At 45.9% G+C, this 22,188-nt stretch carries 18 protein-coding genes; 8 read left to right on the plus strand and 10 right to left on the minus strand.

The annotated features are described in order from the left end of the window. Positions 1-9 precede the first annotated feature (9 nt). The 5 genes from JT717_RS17545 to JT717_RS17565 all read right to left on the minus strand — a co-directional run bounded on the left by JT717_RS17545 (position 10) and on the right by JT717_RS17565 (position 7,560). Positions 10-1,068, minus strand: a complete 1,059-nt coding sequence (locus JT717_RS17545; protein ID WP_205511899.1) for a hypothetical protein — start codon at positions 1,066-1,068, stop codon at positions 10-12. A gap of 55 nt (positions 1,069-1,123) precedes the next feature. Next, positions 1,124-3,598, minus strand: a complete 2,475-nt coding sequence (locus JT717_RS17550; RefSeq protein WP_205511902.1) for a hypothetical protein — start codon at positions 3,596-3,598, stop codon at positions 1,124-1,126. 24 nt (positions 3,599-3,622) lie between these two features. Then, positions 3,623-4,756, minus strand: a complete 1,134-nt coding sequence (locus JT717_RS17555) for a hypothetical protein (protein WP_205511905.1) — start codon at positions 4,754-4,756, stop codon at positions 3,623-3,625. A 20-nt stretch (positions 4,757-4,776) separates the two neighbouring features. Further along, positions 4,777-5,883, minus strand: coding sequence for a hypothetical protein (locus JT717_RS28430; RefSeq protein ID WP_240348191.1), 1,107 nt, complete (start codon positions 5,881-5,883; stop codon positions 4,777-4,779). A gap of 651 nt (positions 5,884-6,534) precedes the next feature. Continuing rightward, complete coding sequence (locus JT717_RS17565) at positions 6,535-7,560, minus strand: endo alpha-1,4 polygalactosaminidase (protein WP_205511908.1); 1,026 nt, start codon at positions 7,558-7,560, stop codon at positions 6,535-6,537. A gap of 642 nt (positions 7,561-8,202) precedes the next feature. On the opposite strand from JT717_RS17565, the gene JT717_RS17570 reads away from it, so the two are divergent. From JT717_RS17570 to JT717_RS17580, 3 genes are read left to right on the plus strand one after another with little or no spacing between them, the layout of a single operon-like run. Continuing rightward, positions 8,203-10,116 carry an adenylate/guanylate cyclase domain-containing protein gene (locus JT717_RS17570; RefSeq protein WP_205511911.1) on the plus strand — a complete coding sequence of 638 codons (1,914 nt, stop codon included), beginning with the start codon at positions 8,203-8,205 and terminating at the stop codon, positions 10,114-10,116. Between the two features lie 8 nt (positions 10,117-10,124). Further along, entirely contained in the window at positions 10,125-10,868 is a 744-nt protein-coding gene (locus JT717_RS17575) for a DUF6597 domain-containing transcriptional factor (protein WP_369411714.1), read from the plus strand. A 32-nt stretch (positions 10,869-10,900) separates the two neighbouring features. Beyond that, the gene (locus JT717_RS17580) at positions 10,901-11,323 is read left to right on the plus strand and encodes a VOC family protein (protein WP_205511916.1); all 423 of its coding nucleotides are present in this window, start codon (positions 10,901-10,903) and stop codon (positions 11,321-11,323) included. Positions 11,324-11,365: 42 nt separating this feature from the next. Here the strand turns inward: JT717_RS17580 and JT717_RS17585 are convergent, their stop codons facing one another. The 4 genes from JT717_RS17585 to JT717_RS17600 all read right to left on the minus strand — a co-directional run bounded on the left by JT717_RS17585 (position 11,366) and on the right by JT717_RS17600 (position 17,359). Next, complete coding sequence (locus JT717_RS17585; RefSeq protein WP_205511919.1) at positions 11,366-13,081, minus strand: GH25 family lysozyme; 1,716 nt, start codon at positions 13,079-13,081, stop codon at positions 11,366-11,368. Between the two features lie 34 nt (positions 13,082-13,115). Next, positions 13,116-14,564 carry a hypothetical protein gene (locus JT717_RS17590; protein WP_205511922.1) on the minus strand — a complete coding sequence of 483 codons (1,449 nt, stop codon included), beginning with the start codon at positions 14,562-14,564 and terminating at the stop codon, positions 13,116-13,118. Positions 14,565-14,581: 17 nt separating this feature from the next. Next, complete coding sequence (locus JT717_RS17595) at positions 14,582-15,796, minus strand: hypothetical protein (protein ID WP_205511925.1); 1,215 nt, start codon at positions 15,794-15,796, stop codon at positions 14,582-14,584. Between the two features lie 69 nt (positions 15,797-15,865). Then, the gene (locus JT717_RS17600) at positions 15,866-17,359 is read right to left on the minus strand and encodes a hypothetical protein (protein WP_205511928.1); all 1,494 of its coding nucleotides are present in this window, start codon (positions 17,357-17,359) and stop codon (positions 15,866-15,868) included. A gap of 233 nt (positions 17,360-17,592) precedes the next feature. Between JT717_RS17600 and JT717_RS17605 the strand changes: the two genes are divergently transcribed. The 4 genes from JT717_RS17605 to JT717_RS17620 are packed head-to-tail and all read left to right on the plus strand — an operon-like array spanning position 17,593 to position 20,073. Then, complete coding sequence (locus JT717_RS17605; RefSeq protein ID WP_205511931.1) at positions 17,593-17,970, plus strand: hypothetical protein; 378 nt, start codon at positions 17,593-17,595, stop codon at positions 17,968-17,970. A gap of 13 nt (positions 17,971-17,983) precedes the next feature. Further along, the gene (locus tag JT717_RS17610; RefSeq protein WP_205511934.1) at positions 17,984-18,631 is read left to right on the plus strand and encodes a hypothetical protein; all 648 of its coding nucleotides are present in this window, start codon (positions 17,984-17,986) and stop codon (positions 18,629-18,631) included. After that, complete coding sequence (locus JT717_RS17615) at positions 18,610-19,401, plus strand: sensor histidine kinase (protein ID WP_205511937.1); 792 nt, start codon at positions 18,610-18,612, stop codon at positions 19,399-19,401. The genes JT717_RS17610 and JT717_RS17615 overlap by 22 nt, the downstream gene beginning before the upstream one ends. An 18-nt stretch (positions 19,402-19,419) precedes the next feature. Continuing rightward, entirely contained in the window at positions 19,420-20,073 is a 654-nt protein-coding gene (locus JT717_RS17620) for a response regulator transcription factor (RefSeq protein WP_205511939.1), read from the plus strand. Positions 20,074-20,195: 122 nt separating this feature from the next. On the opposite strand, the gene JT717_RS17625 is transcribed toward JT717_RS17620, so the two are convergent. Then, a complete protein-coding gene (locus JT717_RS17625) occupies positions 20,196-20,588 on the minus strand; it encodes a hypothetical protein (protein ID WP_205511941.1) in 393 nt (130 codons plus the stop codon). A 613-nt stretch (positions 20,589-21,201) separates the two neighbouring features. Here JT717_RS17625 and JT717_RS17630 point away from each other — a divergent pair. Further along, positions 21,202-22,170: an ABC transporter ATP-binding protein gene (locus JT717_RS17630; RefSeq protein WP_205511944.1), complete on the plus strand. Its 969-nt coding sequence runs from the start codon at positions 21,202-21,204 to the stop codon at positions 22,168-22,170. The last annotated feature ends 18 nt before the right edge of the window (positions 22,171-22,188 follow it).

Here is a 22,188-nt window from a genome sequence, read left to right on the forward strand (position 1 = left end):
GATCGCTGGTTATTTTGTCACAGTGAATTTCACAGTCCAGCTTTCATTACGGCTACTGGTAAACCGGAACAGATATACCCTGTTCTTAACGATCCTTTTATTCTTTTTAATGGGCACCTGTAATTGATTGGGGCCATATTGCACCGGCACTTCGCCTTCCTGCACAACCGGGTTGCCGGGTTCTTCAATACTGGTGATGGTATATTTTATCGAGGTATCGGCGGCTGCATTATTATACGTTACCCGCAACACATTGCCTGCAGTGGCGATCGATGCATCCTGGGCGCGTTGTACTTCAACATAAGGGGCTTGTTTTACAGAGGCAGCAGATGGTTGAACGGCCGTTACCCGGAAGGTCCAGATCTCACTTAACGCCACCGCTTTCCCGCTATTCATAGCCACGATCCGCCAGGCATACACTTTACCGGTATCCAATGACCTGGTAGATGCCGGGTAATTCCAGAAAAGGTCTTTCGTATATACCGCGGCGTTCAATGGCACATTCTGCTGTATGGCGTCGGCTTTTCCCTGCCCGGGCAAAACCTCTACCACTACAATAGCATAACCCAGGTCATTGAACAATCCCAATGGCGTAGGCGGCAACCAGGTAAATTGCGGATAAGGCGTAATGAGTTTGTCTTCATTGGCAGGCGTATTCAGCAAGGGCGGGCTCAGCGGATCTACGTTGACCGGAATACAATTTTCCACCCAGGTAATATTGCCTTTATCTGCGCTCACCACCGAGTAACAGGCCTGGTAACGGCCTGCAGGCAACAAACCATTCGGGTCCATATCAATTTTCCCGCCGGGAATACTATAGGTATATTGAACAGGCGAAACATCTTTGGCCTGCAATTGCCGGGCGCCTTTGCCCAATGACACGGGCGCCGATACCGCAGTGATCACCGGCTGGTTCGTCTGCGCATCCAGCAATACCAGATTCACCTTTACCAGCATATTGGAATTACTGGCATTTACCAGCACCACATTCCATAGCTGGTTCTTCATGAGTACGCCTGCCGGTGGCACCTGTAGCGTCATGCTTAGCTGTGCTTGTGATGTAACCATTACACCGGACAGCAGTAAACAAAACAGCATCCATTTTCTAGACATAATTACCTGTTCAAAATGTTTTAAAATAAGTTGCCCTGCCTGTATTGTTTGGCACGAGTTGTTTATTCATACCGGGAATAAATCCTTTCTCGGCTGAAAATTGTATTTGTCCCAGCTTCGGCAGCTGCACCGTCGTTTCTGCAGAGTACCCCAGCTGTTCTATATTGAACTGCGTTTGATGATTGTATTTCAGACCTGCACCCAAAGACAGGTATTTATTAATGTTATACAAGGCTCTTCCTTCCAGCGTGTATAACCGGTAATCCTGGTTAAGGGCTGCAGCCGCATTGGCCTGCAAAGTCAGCTGTTGAAAGAAAGCAGACTGACTCAGCAACAGGTTCTTCGTATTGAAGTACACAAATCCTGAATCGGAAGAACGGTTATAGAACTGGGTGTACACCAGGGCCGAATTCATCATCAACTGGCGCATTTTATAAGTATGGGTAACATTACCGGTAAGTGTATAAAAGAGGTTTTCCTGGTACTGGCCATCGCCCAGTTTCGTGATCTGACTGCTGGGAAAATAACCGGCCGACAACACCGGCCATCTGTTCCTGCGCCAGGTGGCCTGTATGCTTTTAAACACTGTAGTACTTTTATACTGGCTGCCGATGAATGGATTACTGAAATCATTGGTATTGGCGCCCACGACCATGGTCAGTTGCCGCCTGAAGAACAACTGCTGCACATGGGCGCTCCAGGCCGTTTGCGCAGAACCATCGGTAAAGGTGCTGAATGACTGAAAATTCGCCCCCAGCCGTTTGAAAGTGCCACGCACCGTAGTCTCCGTTTTAGGAAAAAAAGCATCTGCTTTCAGGGAATACGCTTCATTATGACGATTGCTCATCTCCAGCATCTGGGCAGGCAGGCTGTTATTGTGAGAAGAATCTTTTGCATATACGGGATAAGAAGATTTGGCCACTTCCGCCGTCACCAGAATATTTTTAGTAAGCCGGTAAGTACCTTCCAGCGTAAAACCCATCAGGCCAGAAGAAGGCGTTTGTACCTGTTGGGAATCTACAGTACCTGAATTGTATAATTGCCGGCGGCCGCCAAACCAGGTGAAGATGATATTATTGCCGTCTTTTAAGCCACGGCCATAGCGCAACACCGTGAGGTATTGTCCCGACTGCTTCGGTCCTTTTACTATAAAATCGCGGAACCGGTAATCAACACTACCCGTGGCCACTGCATAATACGCATCGGGATTGTACTCTGCCTGGAACCCATTCACCGAGATATTTTTGGCAGACAACTCTGAATAATTGACTACACTCCTGCCGATACCAAATGAGCGGATAGCCATTAAAGTCTTATAGCCCCTGGGCAGCACCGTATCACTAATATGATTGTCCTGCATGATCTCTTTTAGCCTTGCTGGATTTTTCGCTTGTTCAATATCTCTTAACACTTTATTTACTGCTGCCTGCGACTTTCCTTTGGCCGCTTTGATCATATGTTGCAAGGCTATTACACGGGTACGTAAGGAATCTGCCTGTTGCTTTCGCCTTGTGTATAGTATATTAATATCAGTGGTATCTGCTCCCAAACTGCTTAGTATTGTATCGGTCAACTTTTCAAAACCGGGAACCGGCACCTGGTAACCGGTAACTGGTAACGAGAGCGTGGTATCCGGTTTTTTCACCAGCCGGGCCAGGGAATCGCGCATGGCTTTTTCCCTTGCTTCTACCATTTTCTGGATCAGGCCGGGATTTTTGATCCATCCATCCAGCATTTTTAATTTTTTGATCGTTGCTTCCAATTCATTCTTTAAACTATCCGGCGCCGTTGGGGATGGTAAAGAGGCCAGGAACTTGTCCCGCACCTGCGTCTTTATTTTCTGGGTGAACTGGGTATTGTTATAATTCAAATTGAGATCTGAAAAATTCCGGAACTGTTTAGAGTTGGTGAACCGGTTGGTGAGGTACACCCGCATCGGATATTGTCCTTTGACAGTTACGTCCAGATAAGTTTGAACCGTATGCTGGTAAATATCCTGTTCGTTAAAAGGCGTATCGATATTACTGTAATAATTCACATTGTACATAATGTTGCCATGCACCTGCAGGAAAGGCGTACGGGCTGGTTTTGCAGGTTCCATCATTCGCACTGGTTCTTTCATCACGGGCACGTATACATACGCATAGATGGGCACTCTGATGACGGTTTTACACCCCCGGTGCTCCAGAAGCCAGGCGGTGGGTCCATCGTCTTCTGAGTCTGCGATTGGTTCTGCCGGCATTACTCTTTTCGGGATGGCCGTATCAACAGGATGCGGCATCGTACCTGCAGCTCGTTGTAGAGGCGATTGCTGCAACACCTGTTTGGTTGATGTAATTACGGAATCCTTCAACGTGTTTGCTTTGTTTTTAGCTGCTGAATAAAGTGTTGTAGCCGGTTTGGTAATGGCAGACTTATCAACCTGGCTAAAAGTTGTTAGCCAGCTTAACAGTATAAGCAATATGGTCCCTATCCACTTTTGCAAACGAAAAGGTTATTAAGTTTTAAATTACTTCGTAAACCAGTGCAATCCGTTGCTATATAATTCTATAAGCCCGTAATTCGTACTGATCACTTTGGAAGCGGCGCCATCTATTGTTCCGCCAGCCGATACATTTACTGTAATGTTGTAAGTGGCAGCAGCGCCACTTTCATCTTTTATGATTAGAACTTTATTCGTCATACCTGAAGCACTGGGCAAGGTTACTGTACGGGCAGCGGTCAATGCGGTATAAGCAATCAGGTAATCCGAGGATAGCACCGAGTAACCGGCATCGTTTACAGCGGTACGATTTAACTGAGTAAGATTCCAACCTGCCATTTTAACTACATTTCCATTAGCATCAATTGCAACAGGCTTATAATTTACCGTATCAGACTTGGAAAGAATATTGGGCATTTTAAGAGTATCACTGAGATAAGTAGTACCACTAACTTGTAGTCTGTTACCATTGTCTACATTCGTTCCCACCAATGTATTGTTTTGCATGATAACCACCTTGCTACTTAAAATAAGTCTGTGCTGTGGTCTTGTAGAAATAACAGCATCTGAAGGAATTGCCATAGGAGACCAGGCGTAATAACCTCCTGCTACACCAAGTGTTAAATAAGGACCAAAGTTTCCGTTTGAGATTACTACGCTCGATGATTGCGTAGGGCTTAAAGCCCATACATCAAACCTGTTAATGGCTTTAATCGCGCCCACACTTCCAGTTTCAACTTCCATCTTCCACCTTCCATCTTCGGTGGTGGTACCCCATAAAAAATTGCCGCTATTGCTAATTCGACCTCTAAAGGCACTATTTGAGTAAAAATCTATTGGATTATTGTCCATGGTTCCTATACTCCCGATTGTTCCAAACCTGTTTCCACCCTGCAACCAGGCATTCATCCGTAATGTGTCGCCCCCAATTACGTATATACTATCGTTGCTTTTCTGCAATCCTCTTCTGAACTCTGTTCTTCCCCTGCCTTTGTTGAATAAAAAGCCTGGCACATCCTGGGAATGATTCTCAATGATTAACTCCGCTGTATCGCAGGTGTTAGTGATCTTCACACTATCAGCTTTGATCGTGTAAACATACTGCGCGCATAATGATTGTGCTACGCCTACCAGAAATATGATCAGGACTATTCTTCTCATTGCAATCAATGGTTAAATTATTATTTGATTACCCTCACTTTATACGTATCAGACGCAATTGTTACTGCGCTGTTGCTGGCATTGTATGCCTGCAGCGTTACCGTATTATTGGATGTTACATATGCAGTGACTATTATGGAAGGGGGATTAACCGCGCCGTTGTTAGCGCTTACGTTCACCACATCCCCTGGTCTTGCCCCATTAACAGAGAGCGTGGTAGTAACTGAATTGAAGGCGCTTAAAGAAGGGCCGCCAAAACTGGTAGTCAACTGGCCGTCGAGCATTTTTGCGAGTTTGTACCGAACGGAACCTGCTGTTAAGTACAGATCAGAGCCATCGTATTCCACTGCATCATTTTCTATGTTAGTGAGTAATGCGCCAGGTGCAAATTTCATGGCGGCGGTACCGGGAGCAGAAGTTCCGGCGGCAATCTGCAACCATGCTCTGCCAAGACTGTAATGAGGACCTCCGCCCGGGAAACCAACCGTGATACGCCCATTGATCACCTGCAAAGCAACAGTATCAAACCTTACTGCTTTATTCACATTTCCCGGTACACCCGCAGTAGCCGCGAAACCAGTATGATCGCACCCAAAACCTGCATGTGAATAAGGCGTCCAGGAATGAAAAACCAATGAAGTGGGGTTATATTGCTGCCCATTATGATCTTCCCCCTCATACATTTCCTGAATCTGGAAGAAAGAATTGTCATCATGCGATTTAATCCTGAACCACTTGGAGGTAAAAAGCTCTTCTTCCGTGAACCGGAACTTCAGATCCGTTTCCATGTCAACCAATTCACCGCCCATTTTCACGTGGCCGTCAGTAGCATGTAAACCATTCGAAGCCGTTACATTCACCCGGCCTTTATACAAGTTGATCGTATCGTCACCTATAAGATAAAGGCTATCATTGATGGCAAACGCCCCGCGCCTGAACTCTGTGCGACCTCTGCCTTTATTATATAAGAAGCCAGGCACATTTTGGGTGTGATTCTCAATGATCAACTCCGCTGTATCACAGGTATTAGTGATCTTCACGCTATCAGCCTTGATCGTGTATACATATTGGGCATAGATTGCCTGGCCCGTACAGGTGAGTACAAGCAACATAAGGAAGCGATTCATAAAACACTAGAGTTTTACAATTAGAAAATATGATCCCTGCTCTCGAAATACGAGAGGTAAATACAATAAATAACCGAACAACTAAAGCATTGTCAGTTTAGCCAGCAAAGCTGATCGCTTCAATAAATAAATTGGAAAAATGATTGACTGGAAAAATGGGTGGCAAAGCGATAAGGTTGCGATTTCATACTACAAATCATAAACAGGTTTTGGTTGGGTTATTAAAATGGTTGCAGGTCTTTTTTGAGAGTGCTGTGATGCAAATATACATTACCTGATCATCGACCGGCAAATTCTCCGTTAGTTTTTAGTTACCAAATTAGGCACATAACCACATAACAAAAAAACAGCCGGTTGAAAATAAAATTAATCATCCTGTTAAAAACAACCTAATAAAAAATAACTGTGCCGTTTTGGACGAAAAGCGCGTCGTTTTAGGCCAAAAGCGTGCAAATGCGATCCGTTAGGTTATTTAGCATATACATCTATGATACGCTGATAATTAAAAGAACCCGCTGTTCAGCGGGTTCTCCGTTAGTCATTCCGCCGGGGCGGAATCGCGATACGTTCATGGCTATGTATGCAAAAAGAATATTGGTGTTAATGGTGAAACGTCAGACATCTTCGTGCTCCACCCCTCGGGTTTATACCCTAATCATGCGTTTCCCAATATTCGTAATCATACAGGTCGAGGTAAGCACCATCGAAACCTGCATTGGTAAACCGCTTTATATAAGATGTATCGTTACCGTAAACAATATTCTTCCAATCCTGCATCCAGTAACGTACCATATAATTTCCCTCCCAATCTTCATCTTCTGCGATATCTAACCAGGCGGGCGGATTCGTTAACCAGTCAGGATTCCAGTAAGCCCGATAATCTTCCGCATGTCCGATAGCGACATAGGCCAATACCAGGCGCCGGCCGCCATTGGCTTTTGTTTTTAAGAGTTGAACGTCGTTATAGGTCAACGGTTCTGAATCATCGTTAAAAAATCCGTCCAGGATAAGCACATCGAAATTCGTAGAATCTACCTTTTTTATGAATTGCGACTTGCTGGTATAGGTATGCGGATTGATCAGGTAGAGAAAATTCTTCGCATCAGCCAGGGAATTTACGTTACCGGCATGTACATTATGCGGCGTAGTTGTGGCAATATTGTCCAACTCGCGACTCGTAGCAACATAGGAGATAAAACCATTGTTGAAATTGTTGGTGTACGAGTTGGTGATCTTTGTTGGCGAATAACAATAATCGGTGACCAGGGCCTGCTTGCCATTTCTTTCGGCCAGCCGCAACATGCGCAGATAGGCATTGCGGGCAGTGCTGGGCGTAGCTACATCGTCTTGATTATCGTAGCCATAATATACTTCTTCCTGTCCTACCCCATTGATCGCATTCAGGTAGGCAGTATCCGGCGTTCCGGTGGAATCGCCCGTGTTGGTCAAGAGGGGCAGTCCATCCTGCGGTACGATGAGAAAACCGGGCCTCTGTTGCCGGGCATACGCACTGATGTCTTCAATGAAAGTTCTCATTTCCTCTACATGATCAACCACTGCATTGATCTTCGAAGGGTCTTTTTCTTTTACATCAGCATCATCTGTATTCTTCTTACAGGCTGCTCCAAAAACTAAAAATGCGGCTATCCATAGATAGCGGGTCTGGATCTTCTTCATATTATAAGGATTGTTTGCTCAATGTGCCTGTTCGTAAAAATCGCATACAGCTTGTACATATTTGTCGTTAGCATATAAGCATTTTCAAGAACTGCCCCATCCTTTCAATAACTATACCAGCTATGCGTATGTGAATAAAAACCAAAGATCAATGTGCTGATTTGCTAATGTGCTGATGTGCTAATTCAACAATTCGATAATTCGATAATTCGATAATTCGATAATTCGATAATTCGATAATTCGATAATTCGATAATTCGATAATTCGATAATTCGATAATTCGATAATTCGATAATTCGATAATTCGATAATTCGATAATTCAATAAGGCAATATTTTATGATTACAAAAAATTCATCCGGTTTTTTTGCGATCATCCAATTGTCAGCTTGCTCAGAAATAACAGAGTGCAGGTTTGCTTACCGTTTAACCATTAACCAGCAATGACAGCGACCTCTATTCACCATTGCCTATTGACCATTGACCATTGACCTTTCACCATTGCGCATTCACCATTGACCATTCACCATTCACCATTCACCATTGACCATTCACCATTCCCACCCGCCATTAAGCCCTTGGAGCGCCCCCTGGCTACTTCCTACGCGCCACTAGCCGGAGATTACTTAAATTGCAGCTGTTATGCGTCAACTTGCAGCTATATTATTTGCCGATATGACAGGGTATACCGCCCTCATGCAGGAAAATGAACAACTGGCCCGCAGTAAACGCCAGCGGCTTAAAGAAGTCCTGGAATCTACCATCGCCCGGTTCCATGGTAAAATTTTACAATATTATGGCGACGGCTCCCTGAGCATTTTTAACAGCGCCATCGATAGCGTTCATGCCGCCATTGACATTCAGCGGCAATTACAACAAGAGCCGCGGGTGGAATTGCGCATCGGCATCCATACCGGCGATGTGACCATCGAAGAAGAATCCATTTACGGCGATGGCGTTAACCTGGCGTCCCGCATCGAATCGCTGGCCGTGCCCGGTGGGGTTTTTGTGTCAGAAAAAGTGTATGACGAGATCCGCAACCAGGAACATATTCAAACCCGTGAATTGGGGTATTTTGAACTAAAGAATATCAAACAGCCCGTCAGGGTTTTCGCCATAGCCAACAATGGCATTGTGGTGCCCGGGCGCAATGAAGTCCGGGGTAAAACAGCCGCCCCGGTGAACCGGCTGGCCGTACTGCCCTTTGTAAATATGAGCGCTGATCCCGACAATGAATATTTCAGCGACGGCATTACCGAAGAACTGCTGAATGCCCTTACCCGGGTAAACGGCCTGCAGGTAACCTCCCGCACGTCGGCCTTCGCCTTTAAGGGAAAACATGACGACATTCGCGACATTGCCATTCAACTGAACGTTGACAAGATCCTCGAAGGCAGTGTGCGCAAAGCGGGCAACCGGGTCCGGATCACCGCCCAGCTCATCAATGCCGCCGATGGTTTTCATATCTGGAGCGAAACCTATGACCGCAAGCTCGATGATATCTTTGAGGTACAGGATGAGATCAGCAGCATTATTGCCAATAAGCTGAAAGAAGATCTCACTGCCCGCGAAAAACCAACCATTAAATCGAGCATCAAAAATATTACGGCATATACCCATTACCTGAAAGGTTTACACTTCAAGAACAAGATCACCCCGGCAGATAACCGCAAAGCCATCGAATGTTTTAAACAGGCGATCGCCCTGGAACCCGATTATGCCCAGGCCTATGCGATGGTGGCGCAGACCTATTGCGCGCTGGGATCGATGGGGCAAATGATCCCGCATACCGCATTCGAGATCGGCCACCAGTATGCCGATAAAGCTCTTGAGCTCGATGATACGATCGCCGAAGGGCATATTGCCAAAGCCATGGCCAATTTATATTACGAATGGAAATGGCAGGAAGCATATGATGCCTTACAAAAAGCTATTGAACTGAACCCCAGCCGTGTGGAAGCATACGACCTCCTGGGCTTTTATTATATTGCCAAAGCTGAAAAATCGAAGGCGGTGAAAGTGCTCGAGCAGGCTGAACAGATCGACCCCCTCTCTCCTACGATCATCCGGTCGCTGGGCACGATGTATATCTTTGAAGAGCGTTTCGATGACGCCATTCGACAGGCTGAAAAGCTGCTGGAGATGAATCCCGAAATGCGCAGTGCGATCGAACTGAAAGCATGGGCGATTGGCATGAAGGGCGATTGGCAATCGGCCCTCGTGCTCTTTGAAGAAGTGCACCGGCTCACGAATCATCCGCTGAAAGGCCTGATGGGCTTGGGCGTTTGTTATGCACGTTGCGGGATGATGGATAAAGCCATGGATTGCGTGCATAAGCTGGAACAAAGACAACAGGAAGAACCCGATTCCGTGGTGGATGGTGACCTTGCCGCGGTGTGGCTGGGCATTGGAGACCTGGACAAAACCTTCCATTATCTCAACGAATGCATCGATAAAAGAATGGGCCCCGTAGCCTGCTTCATCGAATATCCGCCATACAAAGTGGTGAAAGCAGATCCGAGGTTTGAAGGGTTAAAACAAAGAATGGGCATCTGAAATTGAGCATGAAATACAGGGAAATAAAACCAAAAGGATTCTTGACCAATTTTATTGAATGTTTTTGGGAATATGAAACAGCAGACATTGAACTTGAACACACGATCATTCCTGATGGCTATTTCGATCTGATCGCAACATTTGAAAAAGGAATTTTAAGCCGGGTAAAGTTAACGGGCGTTTGGACAAAACCGGTAAATGTAAAGATCTCAAAACAAACAAAACTATTTGCCATTCGCTTCAAACTTTTAGCAACCGAATATTTGTTTCAACACGAGATAAGGAGCATACTCAACACAAGCAAAACCCTGCCATTACACTTTTGGAATATTGACAAGTACCAAACCAATGATTTTGACAAATTTGCCCTGGCAATAACCAATCGTTTGGAAAGTTCCATCAAACACCTGCAAGAGATCGACAACAGAAAGCTTAAACTGTTTGAATTGGTCTACAACAAGCCAATTCATACTGTCGACGAACTTGCCACTAATGTTTTTTGGAGCAGTCGCCAGATCAACCGGTATTTTACCAGTCGGTTTGGCTTTTCGCTAAAAACCTTTCTAAACGTGGTTCGATGCAACGCTTCCTATCATGAGATTGCTAAAGGAAACCTGTTTCCTGATAATAATTTCTTTGACCAGTCACATTTTATCAAAGAGATCAGGAAACACACAGGCACTACACCGCGCGAACTGTTCAAAAACCAGAACGTCCGATTTTTACAATTGACAACGAGATCCGGTAAGTAATTTTACATTATCGATCATTAAAAAAGATTATAATGCAGATTACGAAACTCACCCCAAATTTCGAAGTAAAAGATGTAATTGAAACTGTAGCTTACTACGAATCGCTTCTCGGTTTCAAACTGGTGATGTGCGTTCCGGAATCACAAGACGGAATAGAACAATCCTTTGCAGAAGACAAATCATATGTTTATGCAATGATGCAAAAGGATAATGTAGAGATCTTTTTCCAGCGGTCCGACTCATTCAGGGAAGATGTTGTTTTTGCGCAGGGTTTACCTATCGGCGCCTCGGTCTCATTTTATATGGACGTCAAGGGGATCAAAGAATTTCATCAAAAAATGAAAGAGAAAAGCCTGCAAATAACCGATCTGAAAACTGCATGGTACGGTATGCACGAATTTTATTTGAAAGACCTTAATGGTTACATACTCGGATTTGCTGAAAAGGCCGGCTAACCCCCAACTCCAAGGGCAGCTTATTGTTCTCTGCCAATCAGGCTAGGGAGTTAAAAATTTCGCAAATTCACTTCCATTTCCAACAAAAACATCGAAATCACTCTTTCTTGAATCGATCGTCAGCGTATCGTTCTTCTGCCAAAAAACAATTCCTTTCGCCTTCCAGGTTTCCGGTAATACCGGAACAGGTCGCCGGGAGTATTCAGCCAACCATAAGGGATAGTCTGCCAATGCAGGCTGCCGAAGATAAGTATTCGCAAACGACAGGTCGGTATAGATCACCGGCTCTCTGCCTGAATGCTGATGCAGATATTTCAAACACCGTAGCAAATCATTTTGCAATTTATTGGTATTGACGGCCCCGGTCAAACTGCCCTCTTCAATATCAATGATCAGCGGAATATCGTTTTTCGCCAACGCACCTACTGTTTGTAAAAAATGCTGCGCCTGTTGTACCGGATCATCGTTGGCTACAAAAAAATGATATGCGCCCCTTACCAGTTTTAGCTCTTGCAGGCGCTGCCAGTTGTATTTGAATTCGGCATCTATCAGCGTAGTACCCTGCGTTGCCTTGCAGATCACAAAATGCAGGTTGTCGAGTTGGGGCAGGTCCTTCAACAGGTTACCCTGGTATTTTGAAATATCCAGTCCGCTTACCATAGCCACTGAATCAGGTGGCAATACCGCGCCTGTTGGTTTGGGTTGAACGGGGTCTGATCTTTGTTGCTGCAGAACCGTGTCTTTAGGTACCGTTGCAGGGGTGTTATTACCGGCCATCGCGGCCTGCTGCCGCTGGCCGGTGAACCGGCCACCCAGGAAGCAACCAACGACCAATAACAACAGCGCTGCCCATGCGGCCATTCTTTCTTTTTTCCCGAATACCCAGACTGCTTTTGCCGGCGCCGGACTATCCTTGTACAATGGCGTCATTTCCGTCATTTTTTCGCCCGATAATAAAGCCATGACCCGCGCCGCTCTTTTGTTGCTTTGCTGGAATTGCTGCAGGGTATTGAGATATTCGCTATCTAAAGCTGTTATGGTCTCAAAGGACTGTATACACTGATGCGCTTTGTCATTGGTTTTAGCGGCAAACGCAACCCCGGACTGACGCTTGTTGAGATCAGATAGCTGCTGCACGATCTCCTGCTGTAATACGCTCATGTCTTTATTGGCGCCATTGCGCAGCCATTGATCAAAGATGGAAAAATAACCCTTTACCCAATCGGCTGACTGCCGGTTCAGGGTTTTGCCCCGCAGATATTCTTTCAATTCTTCGTTCAGCGTCATCAGGTCTGCGATATTGTTATAATAGGTCGTATATGCTTTCCCATAAACACCGTGAAAGCCAGCCTGTATGTGCTGCAGCTGCTGCCAGCGCGTTTGTACTTCATATAAAACATCCAATAAAATCGTAAGAAAGCGCGGCGCTTCTTTATCGGCCAGCAAGGAATGATACGTTTTTAAGTAAGCGCCCCGGTCTACGACAACCGCATCCTGATCATTGATCAGCAAAGCATCCTGCAGTTGGCTTCCTTTTGTTCTTACATATTCCTGCAACAAGTGGCTGGCTTTACGTAATGCGTTTGCATACAATTCACTTAACCGATGCAGGTCACGGCCCAACTGTTGTTTAAGAACCGTATAATTACGGCGCTGTTGTTTTTGCTGAAGCCACCGGTAAACGAGATATATCAACCCTGCAACTACCGCCACTACGGGAACGGCCTGTAGTAATTGTATATCAAATAACCAGTTCATTATACGCTTTAGCAGAACGAACATGTGCATCCTATTATACAGTTGTTTTATCAACACCACCTGAAGCAGGTGTTTCCTTTTGCGGATAGTACTTTTCCATCCACGCTTGTATCAGTTGCTGTCTGGAAATACTCTTTATATAGAAATGAACGGGCACACCGCTGCTTTCTTTTTCTTTGATCATGAGCAGATAGTTCTCAAACGCATTCATGAGGGAATTGATATCGAGCACCTTATTGGAACCCTGGTCTATTTCACCCAGTGAACGGATCACCGTTTTCATGGTGCCGTTCTGCATTTGCAAGAGCCGGTTTCCCATTTTGGCTTTCTCGGCCCCAGACTCAACAGAATCAGTGGCCGCCGTATCTTGCGATAACGCCGATAAATACTCGTTCATTTTTTCTGCATCGGGTGCTAAAACCTGCCGCAGGCCCAGCTTTACCTGGCTGCTGCTGATAGCAGGAACAGCACCCATAACGATCACACTTATATGGGCATTCACTTTCTGCGTGCTCAGCATTTTCTTTACCTCATTCATCACTGAGGCATCGATCCCAAAGCCGCCCGATGCATTTTCCAGCCAGCCTCCCAGTGTCAATTTCTCCTGCAACCGGGTGGTGTCTGTTTCTGTTGGCCCGCTATCGGTTGCATCGGATTGCAGCATGTGCACCATCCCAATAAAACCTGAGCCATAGACAACACCCGACAAAACCGTCATGCTATTTGCCGCTGCTCCCGTGGAAGTCCCCGCCTGTTGCTTCAACAGGGCGGGGTCACTGGTATCGATCGTATCTGCTGCGCCATTTTTACTGTTGTTCCAAACGGTTATGGCTTTGTCGATATCCAGCACAAGCGGTTCTATGATGGCTACATTCCGGTGTCTGCAGCTGGCGGTAATGATCAGGGTGCCAGCGAGGTTATGATTTTGCCGCTGCCGGTTGATCTGGGCAGCGGCCGATTTGGCGAGCTCACCTGATTGACTGCCCAGGTTACTCGTTGACTCTTTGATATATTTCTCAATGCTGGCCATCGTATCATCCTGCAGGTTGCTGCCAAAGGAGAAATACTGGGCATCCATTTGCAGCGACTCGGCCGACAAAGGCAATTGTTTGATCAAACTGCGGGAAAAATCCAGCGGGCTTTCCAACATCTCATCCGGCTCCAATGCACTGATCTGTTCCCTGTATACCTGAATGCCTTGCTGCGTTTCGATACATACAGTCATGTAGTCGGTCGCTGCCTGCGTAACAGAAGCGTCCACATTGGTAATGGTGTTTTTGAGTTCAGTTACATCTACATTCATATCGGTGAGCTCATTAATAGTCATGGCCAGGCTCCTTTTCATCATTACGAGGGAATTCATTTTCTCGCGTGCTGCATCCAGTTTGGCTTGCAGGCTGCCGGCTTTCTTTATCAGTTCCAGCACCCGGGGGTTTACTACATTACCTAAGACCATTGATGGATGATCGAATGGGATTGTCATTGTTTTACATTGAATGATTACAATGGTAAGGTCCTGATCACGCGCACGCTGCCTGCACCGGATTTCCAGAGCTGGGTATCGGCAATCTGTCCATTCCCTGGCGTCATTATATTTGATACTACCCGGGCTACCTGGGTATTTGCCACCTGTGCGCCATTGCTTGTTTCAAATAACCTGCTGGTAACCGGTACCTTCGCTCCATTTGCACCATTCCATATCTGGGTATGGCAACCTTCGGTGTCAGGCACCAGGTTATTCAAGCCATCACAATTGAATGCATAGGAATTGGTGGTTGGGCCACCGGCTGGTTGCAGGCGGATCGAATCTTCTACAAGGTCCATCCCGGCAGAAGGCACCAGCTGGATCTTTACATATTGGTTGGCAGTTCTCAGGCGGCCATAATCATTGGCGCCATTGCCTCCACTGCTCGCATGATCGAGACAGATCTCAATCCCAAAATCAATCGCTTTGCCTTTGCTGTCGTTCACATTGGGGATGTTGAATACCGCAGCCCCTTCGGCCACGCCTAAGACATCGGCCGGGATCAGCGTTTTTGGATCAGCAGGCAATACCGTATGGCCTTTGTACTGGACGGTATTGGTACGGGTATACCATTGCAGAAAGTCGATCCCCGAAATATAATGTTTACGGCTGGCATAATGAGCAGCTGTATTACCGCTGCCGCCGAGTTGAATAAGCGATGAGTTATAGATCTCGCCCAGCTTTTTGCTATCCAGGTAATATTTTCCATCAGTGTCTTTGAAGGTTGGCAAGGAAGCACTGATGGCAGTCCCAAACACAAATAGCCAGTTTTTATAATCGTCATTGGCAGCCAGCGCTTGCAGTCCTCCAAACAAGCCGCCCCATTTATTATTAAAAGGAGCCAGCAGATTGAACTCGGCCGGCGCAGCGCCCTGCCAACCATTGATCAGGTCATGCAAATAAGCGCCGCCCGCACCGCGGTATAAAAATTCAGGCGCCATAAAGATCTTCAGCACATCCGCACTGGCATCTGCCAGCTTATGCGCCTGGGTGATAGCGTTTGCTGTAAATGCGATCCGCGCTTCGATATCCACACATTGAGAATTTACATCCAGGCGATCGTCTTTGGCGCCATTCAATCGTATCCCGGGATAATAGCCTTTTAACAAGGTTGGATATCCAGGCCATGGTTCCTGAACCGGCCCTGTATTTATTTCCCATGAAATGAACTGTACTTTACTGTAATTCATAACTATTTTTTTATGGTTGATTGATTAATAATTGATTTAACTGAATAACTTATGAACTGAATAACTGAACTATGTAGTGGCCCCGGCATTAGTACCGTTACTGCTGCCGCTTGTACTGTTATCACTGTCATCCCCTTTTCCCGCCTGGTTCCATTTGCTGGGATAGTATTTTTGCAACCACATTTGCGCAAGCTGTGACCGGGTGATCGGTTTGGTATAGTAGTTAATCGGCACCCCGATATTCCCATTTAAACATTTATTGATATAATCCTCCATGGCGTCGATCATGGAATTGGTGTCGAGCATTTTATTGTTATTATTATCGATATCGCTCAACCCGCTGAGCACGGCATTCACCTTCGCCGTTTGCATGGAGATCATCTGCTGGCCGGAGCGGGCATTGGCAGCAGCCGAATCGATGGTGGTAATGTCGTCGGCAGTCGCATTTTGCAGTTTCTGCAAAGCGCTCATCGATTTGGCGCCATCATCATCGGTGAAGCCTTTAACGGCCATGGTCACCTGGTTCGATTTTATAGAAGGAATAGAGCCCATGGCAATGAGTGTACAGTGCGAGGAGATCTTCTGCGAGCTGAGCAGGTTCTTGGCATCGCTGGAAAAGCTGGAGTCAACGCCAAAACCGCCGGACTCAGCAGCGAACCAGCCGCCCACACTGAATTGGCCCTGGATGCTTTCAGCAATGGAGTACATGGTCTCCGTGCTGGAAGTATCGGTAGTGTTCAGCACATGCACCATCCCTATAAAACAGGAACCGTAGGTGGCGCCCGATAAGATCGTAAATGATTTCTCCTGGGCCGTTTCCGCCCCGGCGGCGATCTGCGCCATGCTGGCCATACTATTCGTTTTTATGAGCGCATCTGGAAACAAGCGGTTCCATACCCGGATGGCTTTATCAACATCAATGATCAACGGCGCCAGTAACTGGGCGTCTTTATGCGTACAGGTAATGCTTAGCACCAATGTTCCGGCGATGCTATGCCGGGCATGCTGGCTATTCATTTGCGACTGGGCAGAAGTGCGGGCTTCCGTAGCATAGGAATCGCCAAATACGCTGAGCTGCTCGCTGACGAATGCAGCAACGGTAGCTGCATGCGTGGCCGAACTTTGCTGGTTCTCATCAAAAGCAAAATACTGGCTGTTCATTTTCAGCGAATCGGCGGCCAAGGCCATCTGCTTCAACTGGCTCTTGTTGTAATCGATCGGACTTTCCACTTCATCGTTAAGGCTGCGGATCTTTGCTTTCAATGGTTGAATGCTTTTTTCGGCATCCAGTTTTGCTTTGGCGTAATCGGTCGCCGCCGCTTTGATCTGGTTACCCACCTCCTCGCTTTCTTTGATGAGATCGGCCGGATCAATTTGCATGTTGATCATTTCCTGTACGGTCATATCGATACTTCGCTTCAGGGCAATGAAGGAATTGAGCGTGTCCTCAGCAGCGTCTACCGGCGCCTGCAGCGCACTGATAGCGACCAGGTTGTCTAGTTTGGCCTGACTAACCACGTTGCCCAACACCAGGGATGGGTCGTAGGGAATGCTTGATGGCATATGTGTTTTATTTAATTGGTTCACAGATCTAAGCAGGGATTTACACCTGCTTTTTGTTTGTACTGAATGTTCAGCAAAGATGCTTTTGGCAGCAGGCGGAAATAAGCGCTGGAATACGTGATTTTAAAAACAGGTATTTATACCTGTTTGCAGGCATTTAATGGGAGCGAATAGCTAAAAAGAGGTATATTTAAGATGTCAAAATCATTTTAAACCGTTAGACCTATATTACCATGAGCGTAGAAGCCTCCCTCCTGTCTGTGCCACTCGGCACGGCTATAACCTGGACAACCAACTGGCGCAATTCAGATCATTTCCTGACAGCAAACTCTTTTATTTTCAAGGCGGAAGATTTCCGGAAAATACTACAAGAACCTTCGGTTGAGTATGTTCGTGTATACCTGGGCTTGAAAGTAGGCATTCAACATACACCCGGTCATGAGCAGAATATTCTTGAAGAAAAACTGCTTTGCGTGGGGGCCGACCGCGATCAGAAAGATATCTTAAAAGCCGGCGACGCCAATATCGTCAGCGGCGTGTATGATTTCTCACATCCCTGCCCGCCTTTATGCGAAGACGCAGAAAGTCCGCTCGCAGGCGGTGAACAATAGCCAACCCGTTTTTATGGTAACTGTATTGCAGAAAATCCTGCTATTCTGTTCTGCATGGATAGTTATTGTTCCTGTACTCATTTGTATACTGTTTTACAGGAATTATAATGCCGGACTAAAAGTGCTGGGCATTCATGTATTTATTGCCTGTGCCGTAGAGTTATCCTCTTACCTCCTTATGAAGCTGGGACGCAACAACCTGCCCCTGCTTCACTTTTATACATTATCTGAATTTGTGCTGTTGTATATCTACTACGATCTGTTCTTTCACAATACATTCCCCAAATGGTTGTTGCGGGGATTAGCAGGCTGTTTTGTGTTGTTTACTTTGATCAATTCTATTTTTGTTCAAAGCATTTACACATTCAATAACTATGCAAGGGCCCTGGAGGCGCTATTGCTCATCATCCTGGCCCTGCTCTGCTTTTACAAGCTCTACCTGCCGGTACAAACTACCGGCGCCACTCATCATTCGGTAGTTTGGATCAACTCGGGCATCCTGCTCTACTTTTCAGGGGCGTTTACTTTATTCATCTTAAGCAATTACATTCTACCGTTGGGCAAAACCTTGAACACCCGGATCTGGGCGGTGCATTCTTTTTTAAGCATACTGTTGTATGTATTTATTTCGATCGGTTTATGGAGGGAACGAAAACCTTAGATATTTACCTGCTGCTTTTTTGTGGCACACTCATCTTCTTTATGCTGGCCGCTTCGGTGGTGGCATTCATTTACCTGTACCGCAAACGGCTGCGGCAACAGCAGACAGCCATGCGCGACATGCACACGAAATTGAAACTCGACCTCCTGCAAAGTAATATGGAAGCATTGGAGACCGAACGCCAACGCTTTGCAGCCGACCTGCACGACGAGATCGGCGGCAAACTGGCTACCCTGCGCCTGACCCTCTCGCAATTGCAAAAACAGGGGAACGATAACCCACAACTTGAACAACTCACCGCCCGCAGCAAAGAGATCATCGATGCCATGATCGGCACGGTTCGCCGGGTATCCCATAATTTAGTGCCACCCAGCCTGGAACTGTTCGGGCTTGCATCGGCCATTGAAGAACTAAGCAGCTGGATCAACAGTTCCTCAGCCATTACGGTAACTACCGATTACCGCTTGGAGCAGGTAATACTGGATCAGAAAAAACAACTTGCCCTCTACCGCATTATACAGGAATTGTTAAGCAATACTATCAGGCATGCACAGGCCAGTCATATTTACCTGGCCTTGCTGGCAGGCGGCCGGGACATACAACTGATATATAAAGACGGTGGCCGGGGCCTTAACCTGTCGCAAATGCACGGTTTTAAAGGCCTGGGTTTTAAGAATATTGAGAACCGGGTAAAACTGATCAGGGGAAAAGTAGATTATCGCAGCGAGGGAAAAGGGTTTGAATGTGTTATCAGTTTTTCTGTGAATTGAACATATAAAACATGATATATGATCTATCTTGCTATTGCAGATGATGAGCGGCTTTTCCGGCGGGGGTTGATAGAATTACTGGACGATGGGAACAGCATACGTTTTTGCCTGGAAGCCGGCAACGGCCTCGAGCTCCTGACGCAACTGGAACAGGCAGGCCGCTTACCGGATGTGCTGCTGTTGGATATCTCCATGCCGGTAATGAATGGACTGCAAACCTTTGATATCATCCGGGAAAAATATCCGCAGATCAAGATCCTGGTCCTGTCGATTCACTACACGGATAGTTATATTATTACGCTGATTGAAAAGGGCGCCAATGGATATTTGTCTAAAAATACCGATCCCGACGAAGTGAGAAAGGCCATTATAACCGTTGCCAAAACCGGTTTCTATTTTAATGATGATACGATCAGGGCCATGCATAAGAATATCGCCGGTAAACACCGCGGTATTATCATGGGCGACGAGATCACCGAGCGCGAAAAAGAGGTATTGGAACTGATCTGCCATGAGCTCACCACGGGCGAAATAGCGGAACGCCTGTTCATCAGCAAACGCACCGCAGAGGGCCACCGCAACAGTTTATTATTGAAGACCGGCGCTAAAAACACCGCAGGTTTGGTCATTTATGCGATAAGGCACCAGGTGTATAGTGTAGAGAAGTTTTAAGTGGGTGACTATAGTTTTTTACCTGTAAAAAGTCCTGTCGGCTTATAAATTATTCATCATAGACAGGACCTTGATATGTTTATTTAATTAGCAGGTAACACTTACCAGCATTCTTAATCAACTTATAATTTTACTTCTTTAAATTTTCTTGCGAGTTCATCTTCTAAAGCGTCGATACGGTCTTCAAAATTTTTTTCGAATTTATAATCTTTCGCAATTAAGTATTGTACAAAGTCCGGGTCAATTTGCATGAATGGGAACATGTTCAGATAATAGGGAAAGTATGCCGGCCAAACCCAAACGCCATCTGTAAAATACGAATCCGGGGCAATGGGTTGTTTGGTTTTGACATCCATAAAGTATCCCATCCAGCCTAACACCAGAACACCCTGATCTAAATACTGAAAAATTCTTTCGACATCATTTGTCACAGGTGATCTGGAATTGAGTAAATCGTCAAGCGCAATACTTTCCTTCAAATTATTGTATTCCTTAATAAACCCTACTAGTTTCATGTTATCTAAAAATTATTGTATTATGAAATGTCTCGAAAGCTCCGCCTGGCAATACCCTGACCGCCATAGTCGTACCAATCCAGTTCCCCATCATCGATCAATTCTTTATCATTATACAGGTATTTGTTATTATTATCGCCTTCCCCTGGATCAGCCAGCTTCCGGGTACTAAAGCCCGTAATTTTTAAACCATAAGCATAGTAATGATTTTCCTCAATGATGCGCCCCCGGTTGTGCGTTACTTTCCTGCGCTTTTATCGCAAATGACACACACATAACAATAGCCAATAATAGCAACGGTCTAGGTTGCAGGCTCATTAATGGTAAGGTTTGCTACAAATTTTTAGGTAACATGATCAATAGCATTCGTTACGCACATTGATACATGTAATTGCTACTAAAGATAAGAACCGAACATTAACGTAAAGTATAAACTAATAAACGTGAATATTGGCCAATAACCATGTCATTTTGAACGATATTCGTGCAAACAATCCAGCCAAACAGGCCGATTGAGGCAGTTAATTCATTTTAATTACTTTTGCCCTACAACAAATGACAATTTTCCATAATTCATGCCCGGCGCCTGAATTTGGAAACAATACCAGGCAACATGGCATTACTAAAAGTCTCGGCGGTCAGTAAGGAAATCAACGGCAATCCCGTGCTGCACGAGATTTCGTTCAGCCAGCAGAAATTTCAAAAACTGGCGATCGTGGGCGAATCCGGCTCGGGAAAAAGTACCCTGCTCAAGATCATTGGCGGACTGGTACAACCTGATAGCGGTGATGTATTGTTTGAGAACAAACATGTAGAAGGACCGAATGAAAAACTGATCCCCGGCCATCCAAAAATGGCGTATCTGTCGCAGCATTTTGAATTGCGCAATAATTACCGGGTAGAAGAGATCCTTGAATATGCCAATACCCTGCCCGAACAGGATGTGCAAAACCTCTACGAGATCTGCCATATCAGTCATCTGCTAAAGCGGAAGACCGACCAGGTCTCCGGCGGTGAAAAACAACGGATCGCCATGGCGCGCCTGCTCATCGGCGCTCCAAAATTATTTCTGCTGGATGAACCTTTTTCGAACCTCGATATTCTGCACCGCAACACCCTGCGGGCAGTGATCAGGGCCATGGGTGAAAAACTGGGTATAACCTGTTTAATGGTCTCCCATGATCCGGCAGATGCCCTCAGCTGGGCCGATGAGATCATTGTTATGAAAAACGGCCAGATCGTTCAACAGGATACACCGGAAACAATCTACCGGCAGCCGGTCAATGATTATGTAGCCGGCTTGTTTGGCAAGTTCAATGCATTTTCCAAAGCGGAAGCTGCTGCCTTTGGTGAAATACCGAATGAATATGGGAATGGCAGGAAATTATTCATCCGGCCGGAAGCTTTTACCCTGTCCGCTAAAAAAAGCAAAACGGCCATTGCCGGTAAAGTTACCGAGGTAACTTTCCTGGGCAGCGGTTATGAGATTGAAGTAGCGTTGCCGGAACGTATGGTTATAGTGCGAACTGTCGAAAATACAGTTACTGCAGGGGATTCTGTATATATAAGTTTTAAGAAGTAAATTTGCAGAAGCAACCAG

This window comes from Longitalea arenae, from assembly GCF_016924755.1.
Taxonomy (GTDB): domain Bacteria; phylum Bacteroidota; class Bacteroidia; order Chitinophagales; family Chitinophagaceae; genus Niastella; species Niastella arenae.